The 21168-nt window shown below is 39.8% G+C and carries 21 protein-coding genes; 14 read left to right on the top strand and 7 right to left on the bottom strand.

Features of this window, described 5'->3' with window-relative positions:
- Positions 1–961 precede the first annotated feature (961 nt).
- The 3 genes from BM122_RS16150 to BM122_RS21780 all read left to right on the top strand — a co-directional run bounded on the left by BM122_RS16150 (position 962) and on the right by BM122_RS21780 (position 2823).
- Positions 962–1783 (top strand): hypothetical protein, encoded by an 822-nt coding sequence (locus BM122_RS16150; protein WP_074906634.1) that lies wholly within the window; start codon positions 962–964, stop codon positions 1781–1783.
- Between the two features lie 267 nt (positions 1784–2050).
- Complete coding sequence (locus BM122_RS21785; protein ID WP_218152126.1) at positions 2051–2380, top strand: transposase; 330 nt, start codon at positions 2051–2053, stop codon at positions 2378–2380.
- A 119-nt stretch (positions 2381–2499) separates the two neighbouring features.
- Positions 2500–2823, top strand: a complete 324-nt coding sequence (locus tag BM122_RS21780; RefSeq protein WP_083398541.1) for a hypothetical protein — start codon at positions 2500–2502, stop codon at positions 2821–2823.
- An 11-nt stretch (positions 2824–2834) separates the two neighbouring features.
- Here the strand turns inward: BM122_RS21780 and BM122_RS16140 are convergent, their stop codons facing one another.
- A complete protein-coding gene (locus tag BM122_RS16140) occupies positions 2835–3023 on the bottom strand; it encodes a winged helix-turn-helix domain-containing protein (RefSeq protein WP_256212133.1) in 189 nt (62 codons plus the stop codon).
- A 318-nt stretch (positions 3024–3341) separates the two neighbouring features.
- Here BM122_RS16140 and BM122_RS16135 point away from each other — a divergent pair, with 318 nt between their 5' ends.
- The 8 genes from BM122_RS16135 to BM122_RS26205 all read left to right on the top strand — a co-directional run bounded on the left by BM122_RS16135 (position 3342) and on the right by BM122_RS26205 (position 10451).
- A complete protein-coding gene (locus BM122_RS16135; RefSeq protein WP_074906632.1) occupies positions 3342–3869 on the top strand; it encodes a GNAT family N-acetyltransferase in 528 nt (175 codons plus the stop codon).
- Between the two features lie 876 nt (positions 3870–4745).
- Positions 4746–7376 (top strand): MMPL family transporter, encoded by a 2631-nt coding sequence (locus tag BM122_RS16125; RefSeq protein WP_074906631.1) that lies wholly within the window; start codon positions 4746–4748, stop codon positions 7374–7376.
- Between the two features lie 76 nt (positions 7377–7452).
- The gene (locus tag BM122_RS16120; protein WP_218152125.1) at positions 7453–7932 is read left to right on the top strand and encodes a transposase; all 480 of its coding nucleotides are present in this window, start codon (positions 7453–7455) and stop codon (positions 7930–7932) included.
- Positions 7933–8055: 123 nt separating this feature from the next.
- A complete protein-coding gene (locus tag BM122_RS16115) occupies positions 8056–8751 on the top strand; it encodes a transposase (RefSeq protein ID WP_218152124.1) in 696 nt (231 codons plus the stop codon).
- Positions 8752–8869: 118 nt separating this feature from the next.
- On the top strand, positions 8870–9331 hold the full coding sequence (locus tag BM122_RS16110; protein WP_256212131.1) for a cysteine hydrolase family protein: 462 nt from the start codon (positions 8870–8872) through the stop codon (positions 9329–9331).
- Between the two features lie 419 nt (positions 9332–9750).
- Entirely contained in the window at positions 9751–10104 is a 354-nt protein-coding gene (locus BM122_RS16105; protein WP_305728214.1) for an ATP-binding protein, read from the top strand.
- A gap of 19 nt (positions 10105–10123) precedes the next feature.
- Positions 10124–10219, top strand: a complete 96-nt coding sequence (locus BM122_RS26210; protein ID WP_371264937.1) for a hypothetical protein — start codon at positions 10124–10126, stop codon at positions 10217–10219.
- 118 nt (positions 10220–10337) lie between these two features.
- Positions 10338–10451 (top strand): ATP-binding protein, encoded by a 114-nt coding sequence (locus BM122_RS26205; RefSeq protein WP_371264940.1) that lies wholly within the window; start codon positions 10338–10340, stop codon positions 10449–10451.
- Positions 10452–10560: 109 nt separating this feature from the next.
- Here the strand turns inward: BM122_RS26205 and BM122_RS16095 are convergent, their stop codons facing one another.
- Positions 10561–10917, bottom strand: a complete 357-nt coding sequence (locus BM122_RS16095; RefSeq protein ID WP_256212130.1) for a hypothetical protein — start codon at positions 10915–10917, stop codon at positions 10561–10563.
- A 510-nt stretch (positions 10918–11427) separates the two neighbouring features.
- Here BM122_RS16095 and BM122_RS16090 point away from each other — a divergent pair.
- Positions 11428–11889: a ferritin-like domain-containing protein gene (locus BM122_RS16090; RefSeq protein WP_074906629.1), complete on the top strand. Its 462-nt coding sequence runs from the start codon at positions 11428–11430 to the stop codon at positions 11887–11889.
- Between the two features lie 599 nt (positions 11890–12488).
- Here BM122_RS16090 and BM122_RS26200 read toward each other — a convergent pair.
- The 3 genes from BM122_RS26200 to BM122_RS26195 form a co-directional block, all read right to left on the bottom strand.
- The gene (locus tag BM122_RS26200) at positions 12489–12719 is read right to left on the bottom strand and encodes a transposase (protein ID WP_371264939.1); all 231 of its coding nucleotides are present in this window, start codon (positions 12717–12719) and stop codon (positions 12489–12491) included.
- A 180-nt stretch (positions 12720–12899) separates the two neighbouring features.
- Entirely contained in the window at positions 12900–14714 is a 1815-nt protein-coding gene (locus BM122_RS16080) for an AI-2E family transporter (RefSeq protein WP_074906627.1), read from the bottom strand.
- A 319-nt stretch (positions 14715–15033) separates the two neighbouring features.
- On the bottom strand, positions 15034–15261 hold the full coding sequence (locus BM122_RS26195) for a hypothetical protein (RefSeq protein WP_371264938.1): 228 nt from the start codon (positions 15259–15261) through the stop codon (positions 15034–15036).
- A gap of 1151 nt (positions 15262–16412) precedes the next feature.
- Here BM122_RS26195 and BM122_RS16065 point away from each other — a divergent pair.
- On the top strand, positions 16413–18077 hold the full coding sequence (locus BM122_RS16065) for a hypothetical protein (protein WP_143083483.1): 1665 nt from the start codon (positions 16413–16415) through the stop codon (positions 18075–18077).
- 829 nt (positions 18078–18906) lie between these two features.
- On the top strand, positions 18907–19596 hold the full coding sequence (locus BM122_RS16060; protein ID WP_074906623.1) for a hypothetical protein: 690 nt from the start codon (positions 18907–18909) through the stop codon (positions 19594–19596).
- 36 nt (positions 19597–19632) lie between these two features.
- On the opposite strand, the gene BM122_RS16055 is transcribed toward BM122_RS16060, so the two are convergent.
- The gene (locus BM122_RS16055; protein WP_074906622.1) at positions 19633–20121 is read right to left on the bottom strand and encodes a DUF421 domain-containing protein; all 489 of its coding nucleotides are present in this window, start codon (positions 20119–20121) and stop codon (positions 19633–19635) included.
- A gap of 614 nt (positions 20122–20735) precedes the next feature.
- The coding region (locus BM122_RS16050; protein ID WP_305728202.1) for a transposase at positions 20736–21168 on the bottom strand (433 nt) is incomplete at its 5' end.

The following is a 21168-nucleotide window of genomic DNA, read 5'->3' as shown; positions in this document are numbered from 1 at the left end:
AATGAGATTTACTCAGCTGTTCTTGAACAACGTGGGAACTCTATGAACTGGGAATTAAAATCTTCACCATTTCTGAACGATAGAGCTAAAGGTCTTAAACACGAGGATTAATCCAGATAAGCTATTCAATTATTTTGTAGACTCTAATTGAATTCTATTTAAAAAGAACGAATAGAAACTATAAAAAGGGTAGTCAGGATTCAGTGTAAAGTAGCATATCATTGATGTGACTACCTTTTTTGTGCCTTAAATAATACAGTAGCAAAATTAGGCTCGATTAGATTTGCATATTTTAAACAAAGGTGAGGCGGTAAACATACTTCTCTCATGTTTGGTTGAGCATTATCTCATCCTGCAATGATCATTTAATCTAGTAATTCTTAAAGCGATTGTTGAGGCACCTTACTGATAATTCTGAATTGAATAAGGCTGAATGCTCTACTGGCTTTAGCTTACTGGGCGGACTCATCTCTATATTGGTATAAAAGATTTTTTAAGCTAATTCAATTGACATTGAAATAGTTTAAAACTCTATATTTTCTTAAAGAAAATTTCGGCACCTAATGAAGAATAGGCTAAGTAGCTTTAACCCCCCTCTACCCCTCCTAAGTAAGACTTATAGCAGAGATAGGTATTCATGCATGCAGCTTGCTGCAAGTTTAAAAAGTCGGAAAACAGATTTAACAGAGTAATGAGGAAATTGAAGCACTAGAAATTAGGGCAGATTTTTATAGGCAGCAGGTAATTCTGAAAGCCGTTTTGGGATGATGTTACAAGATAGTTTCTATTAAACTATTGATCAGAGCAATGTCGTTATTTTGCGACACTTATAATTTTTCCTGCATTTTTTTGTTGAATTATAGAAAAAAATACTTATCCTAGTTATAACGCACTTATATTCAAAATTTTCATTTGATAGTTAATAGATAAATCTTACCTAAAATGAAAAAAAGGAGAATAAATGGCTTGGTTAAATGCTGTCATTGTGAGTTGCTGTGGTATTGTTGCGGCGGGTGTTGCCAGTATAGCTTATCGCAACAGTAATAATAACAATCATTTTTATTATATTATATTCATAATAACGATGATCTTATCTTTCGGAGCATCACAGGCATTCATTCTTCCAATTATTAACGCCGAATCCTCCACAGCAATTACCTCTGATGAGAAACTTTTAGACTATTCTGCGTTTACATTAATGAAATGGTACGACCCAGAAAGCTATAACAAAATAAAAAGTGAATTCTATCAAGTGATAAAAGGAGGTCAGAGCAAAGAAGAGGCTACGGCGGCTGTCCATAACATGATTTCAACATTAGTTCAGAAACATCTGCCACATGCATCTGACGAAGCAGCGATAAAATATGCAGAAGTCAAAGTACAGGAACTGACAGAATTAATGCAGAATGGAGAGAATTTATGTTACCCATTTTTCTTTTCACAGATGGGGCAAACATTAAACTCAACCAAATATATTTCTCATACTACTAGGGAAGCTGGTCTTGCAGCCTTAAATGATATTGTCAGAACTTCATTTGTGTTATCTCAAGATATTCCGAGTGTGGAGGAGGTATCTACTATTCTTGAACCCGTTATCTACATAGAATTAAATAAATATGGACAAGATCTCGCTTTGATACAAGAACCAGTCATGAATAAAACCGATAAAATTAAAGTATGCGAAATCACAATGAATATGTACAAAAGCCTCCTCCAATTACCATCAATAAATGGAAGTAAGGTTATACGGTATTTAGCGGCACAGAAATCACCAAAACTATAAAAGTGGAAAATGCTATTAACACTAAAAAGTTTATTTTCGATGTGAGACTCAATACAATTCGGTTCGGTCAACGACTGGCACTCGCTGCCCCCTCATCCCTTCTTATTCATATTGAATATTTCTCAGTACAGCTGGTAACAACTCTTAGGGTCAGGCCTTACAATTGACATCATAACCCTAATACTTTAATCTTCAACAAGTTTAAATCTACATAAGATGCGAAGATAGCAAGATTGCTACGCATTGAGTTTGCCGGGGCACTGTATCATGAATCATGTAACAGCACGCGGCAACGCACGGGAAGATATCTATCAGGATGATATTGATTGTCAACAGTTTTTGCTGTTGCTACAGAACACGGTCAATCGTTATGACTGGTATTGTCATGCCTATTGTCTCATGGACAATCACTACCATTTATTGATTGAAACCAATTCTCCCACCCTATCCAAGGGAAGAAGTATCTCAACGGCACTTACACGCAATATTTCAATCGGCAGCATCAGCGTGTTGGCTACGTGCTTCAAGGTCGTTTCAAAGCCATCCTGGTGCAGAAAGATGCCTATTTGCTGGAATTGGCGCGTTATATTGCCTTGAACCCGGTGCGGACACAGATGGTGCGAAGTGCCAAAGCGTGGCGCTGGAGCAGTTATCGCGCAGCAATGCTATCGGGCTTTTGTTAAAGCCGGTAAAGAATAACCCTCCCCTGGCAATGATTGAAGAACAAGATTTATTTGGATGATGACTTTGTCAATGATATGCAGCGTAAACTTGGCCCTGAACAATCACTCAAAGACATACCCAGAAAGCAAAAACAAGCTCCCATTAAACCATTAAGCTACTTTGCTGATCGCTATAAAAGCCGTGACGAAGGTATGGCTCAGGCGTTTTTAAGCGGACACCATACGCTCGCTCAAGTAAGAGAGTATTTTGGTATAAGTTATGCTATCGTGAGTCGGGCTGTGAAGCAGGCGAAAAAAACAGGGATGTCAAATGCAAGCTCTGACCCTAAGATATTACACAAGCTCTTCCAATCATGATGTGATGATTCTTATGTCGAACTCACGTTAAGATAAGATTTTGTCCAGCCAACTCTATTGTGAAATATCGCTTGCTGGCCGCTCGGTAGTAATTTTATTCGCTCAGCAGGTGTTAGTTGAAAGTGATTTGCAAGCGAATCAATAGCCTTACGCATTAAATACTCTTTTCCGTCTTCTATATATTTCAGGAGTGGTAGCATGCAGGTTTGATAATCAGGGATCGTCATGAATGATTGCTGGATGCAAATTAATAATTCTACATCCTGAATTTCTTGAATAAGATAATAGATAACTCCTTTATCTTAAGAATGAGCAATGGTTATCCGGTGTGTACTATTATTAAAAATATATAAGAAAAAGGAAAGTTAAATGCCTGGTTTTAAGGAAATGTCCAATGGATCTAATGAAAGATGTTGTGCAAATTCCAGGATCTCGATCGAGCATGCGACGGAACATGTGCGGCGCCTTGACGATACACCGAGCGCATCAATGGTATAAGTATCGCATGAATATTTTGCATGCATTTGCGTAAGGGGTCATTGCACGATGCCGCGCGCATCGCCGCGCTGGTAAATTCTGCTTACCGCGGGGATAGCAGCCGTCACGGCTGGACGACTGAAGCAGACTTTATTGACGGCCAGCGCACAGACACATCCGAGATTGAGGAAATCTTGTCCGCTGATAATCAATGCATTCTCCTCGCCGAGCGCAATGAGGAAATTATTGGCTGCGTCCATCTAGAAAAACGCGATGCCAATGTCTGCTATTTCGGTATGTTTGTCGTGAAACCGAAGTTGCAGGCGCAGGGCCTCGGGAAACGCCTTATTATGGAAGCTGAGCGATTCGCATCACACCAGTTCGCCTGTACCATTATGCAAATGCACGTCATCTCAATTCGAAACGAGCTAATCGCTTGGTACGAGCGCCGTGTATATCGTCGAACCGACGAACGTCGTCCGTTCCCATATGGCAACGAACGCTTCGGTATTCCACTTCGAGATGATCTCGAATTCATCGTCTTTGTGAAAGAATTAAAGGTTAATTAGCCCATGTACAAATAATAAGGCGCGGAGCATCCAACTGGAGTGGAATATTAAAGTGCGCGGTTGTAGCCACAGTAGGAAATCTGCAAAGGATATTGCATCGCAAGACTTGACACCTTTTTGAGAGTGTGCTGACCAACATGCAGCCACTATCCAAACCCTGTTCGGTACCGCCTTACTCAATGAACTGGACCCATCTGCATGGCTTAAAGATATGCTAATTAAACTCCCGCCTGGCCCAATAATTGTATCGATGAACTACTGCCGTTAACACAAGAACTCATTCAATCACTAAGCCAGAGAAAATGACATGTGGTGTTGTTGAGCGCTTATACATAATCACCGTTCGGCCTGAGCTTGTTGAAGGCCGATGTCAGTTTCTTAGCAGCCCGACAAGTTCACCGTGAACAGGAAAGAGTTTGGTGCAATCATCCACTCGGTTTAATTAAAATTTTCCAAAAGGCCGCGGAAAGAAACGACTAGCTCTAAATACCGTGCAAGGTAGTTACAGGCTGTAGACGGTCAATAACAAAAGGGTAGATCAATTTGTTATGCAAAAGCTGTCGAAAAAGAGTTGTTTGCTCGAACTATTAATCTATCTTGTGGACAAGATAAGATAACACTTTGACAGGAAATATTGCCTTAGCTTCTGCAAGTTTAGAGCGGATTTTGCATGCTTATCAGCCCGATCAGAGATAAGCAGCTATAAATTAAATCAGAAAAATTCAGCTGGTTTTTTCAAATCTGTTACAACAGAAAATATTTAAATGGGTGGATCAAATTTAACTTGTAGATATTAGCTCAAAGTGAGCCATTTTTTAGGCTGCTTGCTGTTGGCAAGCGGTTGTACTGCACAAGATAAAGGAATACATCAAGAACATGGGTGCACGTTTAGTAAATTTTCTAGAGCGGCTAGAAAATTGGCTTTTACGGTTTCCTAAGACACTGATTTTTCTCATGCTTATGCTATGTGTAGTCAGTGTCTACTATGCTGTGCACAATTTAAGAATCGATACAGATACGACTAAGATCCTCTCTAATAAATTACCTTTCCTTCAAGATCGAGAGCGCTTTCTTAAAGCTTTTCCGCAGGATAACGAAGCTATTTTGGTTGTCATAGATGCGCCGATACCTGAAAGAACGAGCGAGGCGCTCAACTACCTCAAAAATAAATTCTCTCAAGACACACAAAACATCCAGTCAATTTTCATTCCTGGAGAAGGGAAATTTTTCGAACGTCATGGTCTGCTTTACCTTGATCTCGAAAAACTTCATGAATTGGTCAATACCTTGGCAGAAGCCCAGCCCTTTATTGGTACTCTGGCTGATGACAATAGTCTGAGCAGCCTATTTTCTATTATAGAGCGAGCTATCACAACAACCACCGAAGATCGGAAGTTACCAGTGGATCTGAATCCGCTGCTCGAAAAAATCAGCAATGCGATACAGGCAGTTATAAAAGATGAAAATTATCATCTTTCCTGGCAGCAATTGATATTTGGAGAGAATGAAGCGTTGCTGACTACGCAGCGTTATATGCTACTCAAACCGAAACTAGATTTCACCGCTGTACAACCTTCAGAAGTGGCGCTGAATAGTATCCGCGCCATCGTCGAAACAGCAAAAACACAATTTCCCGATGTACGGGTCAGGCTTACCGGGGAAGTGGTGCTAGAAAATGATGAGCTGGAAAGTATAGAGCAGAGTACGCTGATGGCCTCGTCGATTTCTTTGCTCCTGGTCTGCCTTTTATTATTGATTGGCCTTAAGTCTGTGAGGTTAGTGTTGATAACTTTCACGTTGCTGGTCATAGGTCTAGCGCTCACCGCAGGCTTCGCTACGCTCGCTGTGGGTCATCTCAATCTGATTTCTATTTCTTTTACTGTTTTGTACATTGGTATCAGCGACGATTTCACCGTTCAGATTTTGTTACGCTATCGGGAATTGCAACAGCAGAATCTTACCCAAGCCCAGGCACTAGCAGAAGCCATTCGTAAAATTGGGCCCTCGATCACACTTTGTGCTATTACCACATCAGCGGGCTTCTTTTCTTTTATACCCACTGCTTACGTCGGTGTTTCCGAACTTGGTGTAATTGCTGGGGGAGGAATAGTTATTGCCTTAATCGTTTCTTTGATAATGTTGCCGGCATTACTAATCCTGTTTCCGCTAAATCCAGCCAAGGTACAAGCAGAGCAAACTATCTTTCCTCAATGGGTCTATCATTTTCCGATTCAACATCGGATAGCTATCAAGTGGAGTGCATTAGTACTCACCTTGGCCGGTGCTACGTTATTGACTCAAGTACGGTTCGATTTTAATCCCCTTAATCTACGAGATCCCGAAAGCGAATCCCTCTCTACTTTTAGGGAGTTGCTGGAAACAAAGAACTCATCTCCTTTAACACTGACAACGCTGGCTAACAGCAAGCAGGAAGTTCTTAATACTGTACAGAAGTTGGAGGCACTAGATTCTGTCGAAAGCGTTGTTACCATATTCAGTTTTTTGCCAAATGACCAAGAAGAAAAACTGACAATCATGCAGGATCTCTCTTTAATATTGGGCCTGTATATAACCTCTTTCCCTCCATTGATAGAAGATAGCTTAGAAAGAAATGAACAGGCATTGAGAAATTTTCTTGCCAGTATTGATAGAAGTTTGGCTGCAAATCCATCAAAACCACGAGCAGAAAATTTGTATCGACTTCTTGGTGACTTGCAGCGTTTGATGGAGGTTGTAGAAAAACTGCCTTTAGAGGAGCAGGCGGCAAGGTTAACGCAGTTGCAATGGAATTTATTGGGTACACTGAATGAATCTATGAACAGGCTATTGATGGGTCTTCAAGCAGACATCGTCACACTGAGTAAATTACCCGGGGATTTGGCAGAACGCTGGTTGAACCCTGAGGGAATTTACCGAAACCAAATATTTCCCAAGAAAAATCTCAACGATCAAGAAAATCTCAAAGAATTCATCGCCGATGTAAGAACGGTAGCACCTCATGCCACGGATTTGCCCGTAATTTACCTGGAATCTGGTAATGCCGTAGTATCAGCCTTTCAAGAGGCGCTAATTTATGCACTGACCACCATTTTTCTGGCTGTGTTGGTCATACATCGTAGCCTCAAAGATACAGTTCTTATTCTGCTGCCGTTGCTGATAATGGCGATATTTATAGGCGCATCAACAGTCCTGCTGGATATTGCGTTCAATTTTGCCAATATTATCGTCATTCCCTTGTTATTGGGGTTGGGTGTGAACAGCGGTATTTATATTATGCACCGACTTCATTCTATGCCAAATAAGGAACAGGATGTACTAAAAACGAGTACGGCAAGAGGTGTGATTTTAGGCAATTTGACTACACTTTGCAGTTTTGTCAGCATGGCATTCTCACCTCATTTAGGATTGGCCAGTATGGGGTTGCTATTGTCCATCGGGCTTACTTTGATCATCTTGATTTCCTTGTTAGTGCTTCCAGCCTTCGCCTGCAAACCTGCAAACCATTAGGGTCAGGCCTTACAATTGACATCACTATCCTGATATTTTAATCTTCAACAAGCTTAAAGTTACATAGGATGCGCAGATGGCAAGACCTTTCTGCATTGAATTTGCTGGAGCGCTGTATCATGTGCCAGCACATGGCAACGCGCGAGAAGATATCTATCACAATGACATTGATCGTCAACAGTTTTTGCTGTTGCTACAGAACATAGTCAATCGTTATGACTGGTATTGCCATGCCTATTGTCTCATGGACAATCACTACCATTTATTGATTGAAACCAATTCTCCCACCCTGTCCAACGGAATGAAGTATCTCAACGGCACTTACCCGCCATATTTCAATCGGCAGCATCAGCGTGTTGGCCATGTGTTTCAAGGTCGTTTCAAAGCCATCCTGGTGCAGAAAAATGCCTATCTGCTTAAACTGGCGCGTTACATTGCCTTGAATCCGGTGCGGGCACAGATGGTGCGAAGCGCCAAAGCAACCATTAGGGTCAAGCCTTACAATTTACATCACTACCCTAATATTTTAATCTTCAACAAGCTTAAATTCACATAGAATGCACAGATGGCAAGACCTTTACGCATTGAGTTTGCTGGGGCGCTGTATCATGTGACAGCACGCGGCAACGCACGCGAAGATATCTATAATGAGGATATTGATCGTCAACAGTTTTAGCTGTTGCTACAGAATACGGTCAATCGATATGACTGGTACTGTCATGCCTATTGTCTCATGGACAATCACTATCATTTATTGATTGAAACTAATTCTCCCATCCTGTCCAAAGAAATGAAGTATCTCAACGGCACTTACACGCAATATTTCAATCGGCAGCATCAGCGTGTTGCCCGCGTGTTTCAAGGTCGTTTCAAAGCCATATTGGTGCAGAAAGATGCTTATCTGCTGGAATTGGCGCGTTACATTGCCTTGAACCCGGTGCGGGCACAGATAGTGCGAAGTGCCAAAGAATGGTGTTGGAGCAGTTATCGCGCAACAGCTGGATACGAAGAAAACGCTGCCTGTTTAACCACTGAATGGATCCTCGCTGGATTTGACAAAATAAAGAGCGTCGCGCAGCAACACTATCGAGATTTTGTTAAAGCTGGTAAAGAACAACCCTCCCCTTGGCAAGGGTTGAAGAACCAGATTTATTTGGGTGATGATGACTTTGTCAATGATATGCAGCGTAAACTCAATCCTGAACAATCACTCAAAGACATACCCAGAAAGCAAAAACAGGCCATCATCAAACCATTAAGCTACCTTGTTGATCGCTATAAAAACCGTGATGAAGGTATGGCTCAGGCATATTTAAGCGGACACTATACGCTCGCTCAAGTGGGTGAGCATTTTGGCGTGGTTATGCCACCGTAAGTTGGGCTGTGAGCAGGCGGAAAAGAGAAAGCGAGAATATCAAATGTAAAGCCTGACCCTAAGATGTTTCCAAAGTAGGTAACGAAGAAATCTCCGCCATTCGGCAGGACATTGATAAATGAACTTTATTCCCAAAGATCACACCGTCCATTTATGCGTTGATATGCAACGGTTGTTTGCTGAAAATACTGAATGGCAAACACCATGGGCATATAAGATACTGCCTCAAGTTTTAGCCCTCACGGAACGTGCTTCAGAACAAACAGTCTTTACACGATTCATCCCGGCTGAAAAATCTGGTCAGGGTCATGGTATGTGGAAAAAATACTATGAGCACTGGAATTGCATGACGCTTGAAAAACTCGATAAAGGTTTGGTTGAGCTTATTCCGGAATTAGTGAAGTTCGTACCGCCAGCCGAAGTGATCGATAAACCCGTCTATGGGCCATGGGTCGCAACAGATCTCCATCAACGACTTCAAAAGCGAGGTATTAATACTCTCGTTGTATCCGGTGGAGAAATTGACATGTGCGTTTTAGCAACCGTTTTAGGCGCAGTCGATTTTGGTTATCGGGGGTGATTGTGGCTTCAGACGCTTTATGTAGCTCCGACGATAAGTGTTATGACTCCATTTTGAATTTACTTAAACGACGGTTTTCAATACAAATTGAGGTCGAAGAAACTGAGAAAATTCTATCCAACTGGCATTAATTAACCGGAGCCATAAGGGCAATTCCCAGGTTGGTTATAGATAAAATATTTTAAGGATAAAGTCATGCCACAGCGCACTTACTGGAAAGGACATATCAGTTTGATGAGGAAGGGCTGGTGAAATTGACTATGGAATGGCTATTGAGGCACCGCCAAACGAAAGGGGCGGAAACAGATAAGCAACTCCTAATGGCGATTGAAAGCCAGTCCTTTACTCTACCTTACAATTGACATCACTACCCTAATATTTTAATCTTTAACAAGCTTAAATTTACATAAGATGCGCAGATGGCAAGACCTTTACGCATTGAGCAGAACAGAAAACGCACCGTATTTCCCTTGCACAAAACCCTGGAAGAATTCGATTACCGCATCCAGACCACCATCAGCAAGCAGGAGATCAACAACCTGCTGGACTTTGGCTTTATCGACAACCGTGAGAATGTTGTCTTTATCGGCCCACCAGGCGCAGGCAAAACACATCTGGCTATCGGTATCGGCTTAAAAACTATTGATGCAGGATATAAAGTTTATTTCAACACCGCGTTAGGATTGATTGAAGCACTCGAACTTGCTGAGCTCGAGGGTGAATTAAAAAAAGAAAATCCATCAACTGATCAAGTTCGACGTCCTGATCATTGATGAGCTTGGTTATTTTCCCATGAATAAACACGGCATGCACAACCTGTTTCAATTGGTCAATGCGCTATACGAATATCGTTCCATCATCCTGACGACTAATAATTCCAATTTTTAATATAAACAGCAATTAAATATAATGTAACTATCTGTAAATAAATAATATTATTATATAAATTATTTACTTTTCTATTAGGATTTTGAATAAGGAATTTACCAACTGAAACGAATTCTTTATCGATGACAACGTGGCCGTACCTATCGTTGACCGGCTCATCCATCATTCTCATATTTTCATGCTCGGAGGTGAAAGCTATCGGTTAAAAACTAAATTGAATAGGTGTGGTTAAGCACCGGAAAAGTGGCTCAATTTTGTTGGCCATTGCAAGTTACAATATTTCTTCCCAACTTCATAAGATGAAACTTAAAGTTAGCCCTCAAGATGCAGCCAATTGCGAATTAGTAATTTATGAGATCTTGATTCCTTTTCTTTTTCTGCTTCCACTTAAGGGTACCAAACGTGCCCAAATAAGTTCCTATAAAGGCAGCTGCTATATAAATATTGTCCTCTACATAATTAGTAATTGTAAATGCATTGGCCAGTATAATCATTGCCGACCAGAATGCAGCAGTATTTGCTTTTTTCTTTTCTAAATTAATAAAATAGAGAGCCCCGCACGCATTTGCGAATGCCATTGCTAATACAATTAATACAAACTTAACTAATAGAAACTCCATGCAACTACCTAACCAGAATTGCTCATAAAAATGAATTAATCTCGCTTGATCAATTGATATTGATAGAACTTCTGCCAATAAGGCATTGTATGAATCTTAGATGAGATTACCTCCAAATGATTCTATTTCGAGCCAACTTTTATATCGTTTTTATTGAAGGCTAGCGGTCCAAAGCTGGCATAGGGTAGTAAATAAATACTAGTAAGCTGATCTTCTGAAAGGTTGTGAATAAATCTACTGCGCACTCCAATCGCTGCGTTGGGCGATACTCGTTTCCTGCTATCCGATGGTAGACCCTAAAATATTGCGCGACAGTCCCTTCATATAATCACGTGCTTTATTTAGAATTATCTACACGAATGATGCAGGATTGGGCAAATTATTTGCAAGTTGTTAAAACTGGATCGGCGGTATTACCTTTTAAAGTCGCATAGCGAGGGATTGCATTCGCAAGCAGGAAACCGACAAAAATTGAAAAGTCGATTGATATGATTCTTTCATGGGAACCTTACCCCGAAATAAATGGTCCTGAATCATATAATCAACTCTAGGTTTCATTTTATGTGACCTTTATTTTTGGAGGATTAGATGAATAATATAGAAATTGCGACCTTATTAAATGGACTTGTCGAGATTTCGCGCGACGGCGCAGAGGGTTTTAGAACATGTGCAGACAATGCGAGTGACCCAGCCTTGAAAGCATATTTTAATGATCGTGCGCAAAGTTGTGAAGAAGCCGTTAGAACTTTAAGTGTCGAAGTAATGCATTATGGCGGTAATCCAGATACGAGTGGAACAACTGCAGGGGGCTTGCATCGTACTTGGATTAACCTTAAGACGGCGCTTACCGAAAAAGATAATCTCGCGGTACTGGAAGAGTGCGAAATGGGTGAAGCTGCAGCAGTTATAGCCTACGAAAATGCGCTGAGGCAAGAAATGCCTGACAGTCTTCGTGCGCTTCTAGAACGACTATACGGAGGAGTGAAAAAAAATCACGAGCGTGTGCGCCAACTAAGAGACGAAGCCAGAAATAATCCCAATCTTGCTTGAGCCTTGTTCCGATTCTTTATTTAGGCATCTTTCGATTAAAAAAGTAAACCATTTTGCTGAACTTTCTTTGTATCACCAAGAATAAATACAAAGCCATTAGCACTACAGGGGATAAATCTCTGCACTTTCAGAAACTGATACCGATGAGTATCTAATTCCATTTCCAAATCAAAAATGACGCGAAGACGAGCCGCAGATAGTATAAATAATACGGCAAGGTGAAGCAGACAAAGTCAATTGTGAGTTAGAAATGGAATAAATTCTTGCACTACCAATTAAGAAAAACGGTTTTTTTGACAAAATATCCATGATAAAAAACAGCCCTAGACTGGCCGGGGAAAATTTCTATAACTTTGATCTGCAATACCGCATTTTGTCTTTCGTTTCATAAAAACGTCGATAAAAACTTTTAGTTTCCCCAAGAATACCTAGCCCTTAGTGGGCCTGTAAGAAAATTCAAAAAACTGCTTGAAACAAAAAATCCAGCACCCTACTTAAGAAACAGGCCTAGAATAAGGAATTTGTATTCTGGCTTTAATATCTCTATTTTTCTTTTCTTCATTCGCGGTCTGACCCGGAGATGAGCCAACTACATTTTTTTAAACCCGTTCCAGAGCGCTCTTGCTATCTGGACCAAGCTCACTCCACTTGGAAAAGTACGCATATACCATTTGCCACTTGGGAAACTCACTCCGCAGCATCTGCCACGGGCACTCGCTTTTCAGCAAATGCAGCACGCCGCAACATACTTCATATAACTCAATCATCCTTGGCTTCGTCTGCTTGCGCACGCTCTCCAACACAGACCGGACATCTTCAAATGTCTCCAGGCTAATGTCGCTTGGGTATTTCTTCTTCCATCCCAGAATCTACGACATTCACATGATCGTGAACAGGCTCTCAGAAAATATAAATGGATGTCTTGAAAATTGTCTTTTTCAGACGCGACTAAATTATCCAATCCAATCAGGAGATGTATCGATTGTATGGTGCTGTGGTGCTGCTACTCGCTAATCAAGTGTAGACAGTTGTTTCAGCTTAGAAATAATATTACCAAGATTGAATTCAACACTACCTGAACTTATTTGGCTAAGTTGCTGTTTGTTCATATCATGATATTCATCATGCAAACCCAGCCGTCCGATAATAATTCTTAAATCTGGGAAGCGCGATTGAACACGTTTGCAAACATGGCGTATATGCGTTATTCCTCCAGGAGGAATAGAAATTATAGTCAGAACATCAGGTGACTTTTTTTCTATTAATTCTACTACTTCAGATACCATGACGCCGGGTGTAATCACATATACGTCCAAACAGTCGGGATCGACCAGTTTAGCTAGCGTTTGGACGGCGATTGCGTCGATATCATCCCTAGCAGCCATTAAAAGCACCTTTTTCCTACTTTTCATCGCTGAAGAAATACTTTTCTCGGTTAAGTCCTTCGTTACTTCACTAAGGTCGTTTACGATCTTATTATTCAGATCGACTAGCTCCTTATGTGCATTTTTATCTAGCTTGCTAGAGTATAAATCAGCGCGCGCTAGTGCCAGTGCTGGAGCGACAATCTCGTCAAATGTTGATGCTAGCGATCCTTGGTTATTTGCAAGATGGGACTCTAGCACATCAAATGCTTCGTCTTCGTCATTTGCCAATAACCTCTGGTAATATCGATGAACTGGCGATAAGGCTGGACGATCGCTTAGTAAAGTATCAATAAATTTTAAATTCGGAATGTACCGACTCATCACAACCAAACACACAGTCAGTGGTGAGGCAAGTATCAAACCGACCGGGCCCCATAACCATGTCCAAAAAGCCACAGCAATAAGTAATACTGTCTGGGACACGCCTATGCCGCGTCCATAAAGCAGAGGCTCAAGAATCATGTTAGTAATAAGTTCCAGAGCTACGAACAGTGATATTACCTTTAAGGTAATACTCCACTCCGGTGAAATCAGCAAACTAAGTGAAATCGGTAGTATGGCTGCCAGCCACGCTCCCAAATAGGGGATATAGCGTAACAGTGCCGCAAAAAATCCCCATAAAAGGGGATAGGGTACCTCGAAGAACCACAACCCAATACTAACAACTAGACCATAAGCGCAATTAATCAGTAGCTGTATTAGCAAATAGCGACTGACCCTATATCCAGCGTCTTCCAATGCGCGTGTTGTATCAGTCAGCTGGCTTGTGCCTATTAACGAGATTAATCGATCGCGCATATCTTCTCTGTTAATTAGCATGAAAATAACCAATACCAATACAAAGCCCAAATTCGCAATCGGCTCGAGCAATGGTCCGGCGAAAGACCATAGTTTTGACATACTAAAAGGGCCTTCCTCTACAATTTTGACAGGTTGTGGAACTACAACCTCTTTATCTCTTGCGATCTCAGGTGCTGAGTTGCCTTTTTTTTGTGCGAGCTCCAGTTGATTTTCAATGCGCTCGGTAACAGTCTGAAACTTCTCTATCATTCCGTTACGGCCAAGTTCCTGGTATTCAAAGATTTTCGCAGTAATATTTTCTTCATATTCTGGATATGAATCAATTAGACTGGTTATTTGTTGGGTCACTCCAAAGGTAGTCACTAATAGCAATCCCAGCAGAATCCCGGTTGCAATTATCACTGCAGGAATGCGTGGAATAAAGTGATTCTCTAGCCAATTAACTGGAGATATGAGAAGAAAAGTAAACAGTATTGCAAGCGCTACTGGAATAATGATAACTTTAGCCCAGTACATCAAGGCTAATACTATCATAGCAGAAATGAGCATCGATACTCTGTCATATGGACTCTTGATTTTGATAAGATCTGAATTCATTTATGCATCCTCCTCGATAACTCAGCTAAAAACATACTACCTGAATCCTGTAATTTTGTTGCAAACCAATTGGTATCAGAGTCAAATCGCGAATAAATAAAAAATAAAGAGGGAAAGCTAGAATATAAGCTCTTTATTCTAGAACTGAACATCCCGTTGAAATTTTTAAGTATATTGTTGATTTTAGTGCGCATCTCATAGGCACGATTTTGTTTCATCATTCTGAATATAATGCGGTAAAGCTGTCGGCCAAGTGCTCGAATTGCTTGATTATGCGATTTTTCCTCAGCTCGTTTTTTTCTCATAGTAATAGTGTGATTCAAGTACGCATTTTCGATGCTTGTCGACAGCGACCATTATCGCGCTTGTTGACATGTTTTGGTGCTTTTGAGCATCTAAACTTCCCTGAGCTGTAATCAAGATTAGCTGTCCTTAAATAAAGATAAAGCGCCAGACTACAATCGCTGGTAAATCGACCAATGTTGCTAACCTCACCCGCTAATTCCGAGGTACAGATAACATCAAGCCTAGGAATACTATCAATCAACTGCGCGGCTTGGGATTTTTGCAAAAAAATTTTGTAACGCAATTCCAACGCCTTAATATTATTTTTAAACGTAGGATGCGCCGGGCATCTTCAATGATTATTTCCCGAACCGTTCCACTTCATGGCTAAATGAGGCATGGGATTACCATTCGACAATATTATCAGCGTACCTGCACCCTACTTAAGGGATAGGTCTAGAATAAAGAATTTGTATCCTATCTTTCCTATCTCTATTCTTTATTTATTGGCGGCCTGACCCCCGAGATGCGGATACAACACCGACTGCGAGAACTTTAGTGCCATCATCAGATTCAATGAAATTTTTTAATTGGTGCTTGAGCAATTGAAAAATGTCTTTATTCCATTTCTAAATCAAAACTGATTTTGTCGGCTTCACCTTGTCGTATTATTTATACTGTCTGCGGCTCGCCTTCGCGTCATTTTTGATTTGGAAATGGAATTATTATATTTACGCGACTGAAGTAATTATAAGTGATAGCGTAACCAGTTAAGAATGATTCAGAATATATAGAATTTGAAGAGCATCTCAACGGTTTGGTTTTGTTGTTTACGCAGTACTTTGGCGTATGCCCATTTGTGCTAGATGAGACAATGAGAATACTCTTTGAATCATTTCTAGCTGGTTTTGCTATAAAGAACCTGTTGCGCTGGATGTAGCGGTTAAGACTGATAAGGAAAGGAATCCTCTTCTATACTTTAGCCTAGCAGAAAATCCTACAGAAGCTCAAAATTTTACGAAGTAAAATAGTTTACGGTTTAAAGGAGATGAGTTTCCCTGGCGGGTCGAACCTGTTCTGTAGCTTTACTCTGATTCTGATCCAAATTCATCTCTGTACTACAATCACAATCGGATTTAGATTTTTAGTTACTTGTTATGTAATCAAAAAAAGCATAAGTGTTATCAGCTGCGGTAAATTTCTGAAGAAGCATCCCACTCAATGTCCGAGACAATAAATGGCTTTAGTGGCAGTAAGATCCCAAGCAGAAAATTAATAAGTTACCTAATTTCGCTTATCTAATTCGAGAAAGAATGTAGTACTTATCTTTAGATTTTATCTGTGTAAGAAATCACGCTATCAAAAGAGATAACTTACTTAGACTCATAATTTTTACAGCATTTATTAAACATCATGAACAATAATAAACATCTAGTTTGCTGTTTTCTTATTTGCTATATGGTAAATGCTTTTTCTTCAGATATACAAGCCAAGGATAATATACCAAGAAATACCATTAACCAACAATCACATAATTATAATGATCCAGCCGCTATTGTATTAAATGACATTATAAAAAAAATTAGAACGTATAAAAAAGAACTTGACAAACAATCAAAGCTATTAACAAAAGCACGCACTGATCAAGAAAAAGAAAAGATTCAATCTAAGATAGACACTATCGAACAAACAATAGCCGATCAGGAAGATTCATTTGAAATGATTCTCACCGCTGGTATAGATCTAGGTACCGATGAGACTACTGCTAAGAAAGATTTTGATTGGCAGCAAGATTTAATCGAAATTATACAGCCCTTCTTAAGAGAGTTACATGAACTCACAGAAAATAAGAGGAAGCTGGATAATCTTCATTTTAGGATTACCTTCTACCAACAACAAATTGCGAAAATAAATGAGGTGTTAAAACATATCTCAAAAATCAATCAAGAAAACTTGCAAACAGAAGCATTAGCTGAATTTGAGCGAATTAACCAGAAATGGCAAGACCAACTCGATGAAAGTAAGCATTTATTTGAGGTTGCTCAGTTGCAGCGCGATGAAATGATTCAGTTTAAGACCGAACAAGAACGTTCATTTTTTAATTATATACAAGAATTTTCTGAAGGTCGTGGAGCAACATTATTTTTAGCTCTAACCGCATTTATTAGCGTTTATTTCATGATGTTATTGATCTTAAAATTTTTTAGTTTATTGTTAAATCATAGAGATAAAAAAAGAAATTATTTTCAGAGAGTTATTTTAGTTCTATATTATTTTTTGACGGGAATATTAGCATTAACTGCTTTTTTTTATGTTCTGGAAGCACGAGATGATGCAGTGATGACTGGTATAACGATTGTGATTCTGATCAGCATTGCTTGGGTATTAAAAAACTCAATTCCTGCTTTTTTTGAAGAATTGAGGTTATTACTTAATACAGGTTCTGCTCGAGAAGGCGAGTGCATTTCTTATAATGGGATCACAATGCAAATAGGAAGCTTACATTACTATACTAATCTAACAAACCCATTACTCCCCGAGTTAAAGTTGAGGTTGACATTATCAGAATTAGCTAAGTATGTTTCACGCCCTGTCTCCAAAGATGAGCCTTGGTTTCCCTGTAAAGTAGGAGATTATGTGATGCTTTATGGAGATATTTATGGAAAGGTGAAAAATATTACCCTTGAGAATATTGTTTTATCATTACCAAATGGAACAATGCCCATTACATACACCATTGAAGATTTCTTATATTCTACTCCAAGAAATTTTTCATTAGGTTTTGTGGTTACAACCAAATTCAGAATTGATTTAAACAATCTTGAAATTAGTACTGTTGAGATACCTAAAATTTTGACAGAAGGAATTCATCAAGGAATATTGAAGGAGAGTTTTGGTGTTTCTTTAATAGACTTATCCGTTCATTTTGCTAAAGCTGATTCTTCTGTCTTAGAGTACGAAATTATTGCTAACTTTGATGGTGCTGCAGCTAATGAATTTTATTCCATAATACGCGCTTTACAACGTTATGCAGTACAAATATGCAATCAACAGCAATGGATATCAATAACTGAGTAGAAATTAGTCAGTTCTAGCTACTTTTCGGAATTTAAACTATTTTATCGTGGTATTGGAGCCAAGTCGCGCACAAAGAAAAATAGAGATATGAAAGCTAGCATATAAGCTCTTTATTCTAGACCCGAGCATCTCATTAAAATTTTTAAGTATTTTGTTGATTTTTATACGCATCTCATAGGCACGGTTTTGTTTCAGCATTTTGAATATAATGCGGCAAAACTGTCGGCCAAGCGCTCGAATTACGTGATTATGCGGTTTTCTTTAAACTCGTTTTTCTCATAGTAATACTATGATTCAGGTACGACGCATTTTCGACGCTTGTCGACAGCGGCCATATCTCACTTGTGCGGCTAAAAAGCCAGAAGCCTAAGCCAGTCAGTAAGCCATCGGGGCTTGAAAGTGATCAGCGGGCAAGCCCAAAGAGGGACTATGAAATAGCTTGAAAAGCGCAGTAAGACAGTCAGGTCCGAGATTCATGAGTTGATTGATGTGCCTTGTGCAAGGTGGTGTTCCTCCGAACAGTCGATTTCAGGAATTCCAGGAAGATGGTGAGGTGTTTCGTTGAGCTCATGCATGACATTCAACCACAGTCGGATTGCTTTATACTTAAGGGACAGGTCTAGAATAAAGAATTTGTATTCTAGCTTTAGTGTTTCTATTTTTTTTATTCGCGACCTGGCACGAAGATGTAAGTGAATAAAATTTAGATTTTCTCAGTTGAAGAAATAAATAGTTGTAAATTAATTAAACTTCTTATTGCCAGCACTCTCAATGTTGACCAGGCTTATTTCTCATACTGAAAAAATTAAAGGATCAGTGAAAATTATTTATGAATATTTTTCAGAAAATAACGATAACTCCAATTGTGGCGATCTTCCTTCAGGTATCGGCCTTATCAAAGAATGTCTTATCAGCAGAACTTCTGCAAAAGCCACTTATTACGGGGGCAAGTGTAAGTGCAGATTGGGGAACATTAAGCCCTGGTAAGACCCTTGCTTTACGGTATACTGAAAAATCGAATATTAAAACCATCGCTTTCGGCGGCCAGCCTGGTCAAGAAGTGATCAAAGAAATTCAGTCTAATGATTTCAAAGATCGAAGCATTATTATTGCGGTTGATTTCTTTTTCTGGGATTCAACTTTGCCCGAAATCAATAATAGTATTAAGGCATTGGAAAAAATGATAAGTCAGGCATCAAATCTGAATTTGCCTATCGTTTTAGGTGAAATTCCCGAACTCCTGCCAGGAAGACAAATTAACCGTATACGGTTAAACCAGGAAATTGCTACAAAATGCGCTTCTTATAAACAATGTTTTCTAATGCCGTTTGATCAATTGCACCGTCAAGTATTAAAAGAAGGTTTTCTTGAGATTAAAGGGCGCAAATATTCAATGAGAGAACTTGTACCTGATGGTTTGCACCTAAGTCAACCAACGACCGAATATCTTGCCGATATCATGTTTGCTATTCTAAATAATAAAAATATCTGGAATAGTGGAAGGATTCAATTGCTTTAAGCACAGTGCGCTCATTTTAAAAAATAGAAGGGAAAGTTAGGATTTTTTCTTTAACACAGTAATTTGTCCATCAGATTCCATGTATGCCTTTTCAATTTCTTTTAGATCGGTAATTTCATGCTCACGCAATTTAGAAAGTAACTCTGATTCTGACATATATTCTTTTCGCATGTTGCGCCAAAGAATCTGGCCTTTATCTATAAGTGAGAGAGGAGCGGGTTCTAAAACTGATCTAAGTGGGGGCACACGATAAGAAAGCCAATCAATAAACTGATTCCAGCAAATAATAGTGCTGATAAGGATAAATGCTTCACTTACTGAGCGATAATCACCAGCCATACCATTTTGAGCCGCATCTGCAACAATCACAAGTATAAGAATATCGGCCATTCCGATTGAACCGACTCGCCGTTTAATCACCACCCGGAAAATAATAAAAAGAAAAATGTACATGGCAGTGCCGCGTACCACAAGCTCTAACGGAGAAACGGTAATGCTAAAAATTTCACTCCAGTTAAGGTTCATATTGATGAGACTTATATCATCCTATTAATTTAGGTAGTATTTACATAAAATAATTTGGGGGTATATGAGTAAATCTCTTCTATTGAAGGCACAAAGACCGATAACTAAAAGTTACGCATATTACATCCGGAACAATCAAGGGAAATTACCTCGATTATCCTTACGCATTTTCTCGGTGCGATGGTCTTCTCCTACCTTTAAGTCTTCGCGGTTAAGCTTTTGTTGCTTTGGATCTACCCGAGCATCGCCTAGCTTTTTTCCTGTTTACGGTGTATCTACTGATAGATTTTTAGAATTATCTTTTTTATCAATTTTTGTATCGTTGTTAGCATTTGGCATACATCCTCTTTTGATAAACAATCGGATAAGTTATATTTATTGAGGATTTAGCCTTATGAAAGTTCAAACAGCTTGATGAAAATGAATTTATCCCATCGCACATGAAATTTCGGCACTCAGGTGCTACCGATGATTTGGAAATTATCAGTTAATAATGTGCGTAACTCTGCTTCGTAATGATCCGATGCTGTGAAAACGAAGTTTCGCCAAAAAAGCTTCGCAAGCCCTTTTGAAAAGTGAAAAAGTTTCATATAGCCTAACCAGTTAAGAATGATTCAGAATGTATAGGATTTAAAAAGCATCTCAACGGTCTGGTTTTGTTGTTTACGCAGTGCTTTGGCCTGTGCCCATTTATGTTCGATGGGATTAAGATCAGGAGAATAAGCGGGTAAGTATTCAAGGGTGTGCCCAGCGTTTTGTATGGCCTCTTGCGTATCCTGCCTCTTATGGAAGGTAGCATTGTCCATCACAACGACCGCATGTGACGGCAATTTAGGCAACAGGTCCTGCATCGCCCATCCATGAAATACATCGGCGCTGATATTGACTGCAAACAGGCTGACGGTTATCAATAGCTTTCCGATCAGGGCGCCAATCGCGTTGATACGACCTTGCGCATGCCAGTCATGCGTGCCATGACATCTCTGGCCAGCGGGTGCATAACCGTGCGTGCGCGGCGCATCCTGTGCAAACCCACTTTCATCAATA

Origin of the sequence: Nitrosomonas communis, from assembly GCF_900114745.1 — a bacterium.
GTDB classification, from domain to species: domain Bacteria; phylum Pseudomonadota; class Gammaproteobacteria; order Burkholderiales; family Nitrosomonadaceae; genus Nitrosomonas; species Nitrosomonas communis_A.
The sequence above is the reverse complement of the archived record's forward strand: the minus strand, read 5'-3'. Positions and strand labels throughout refer to the sequence as shown.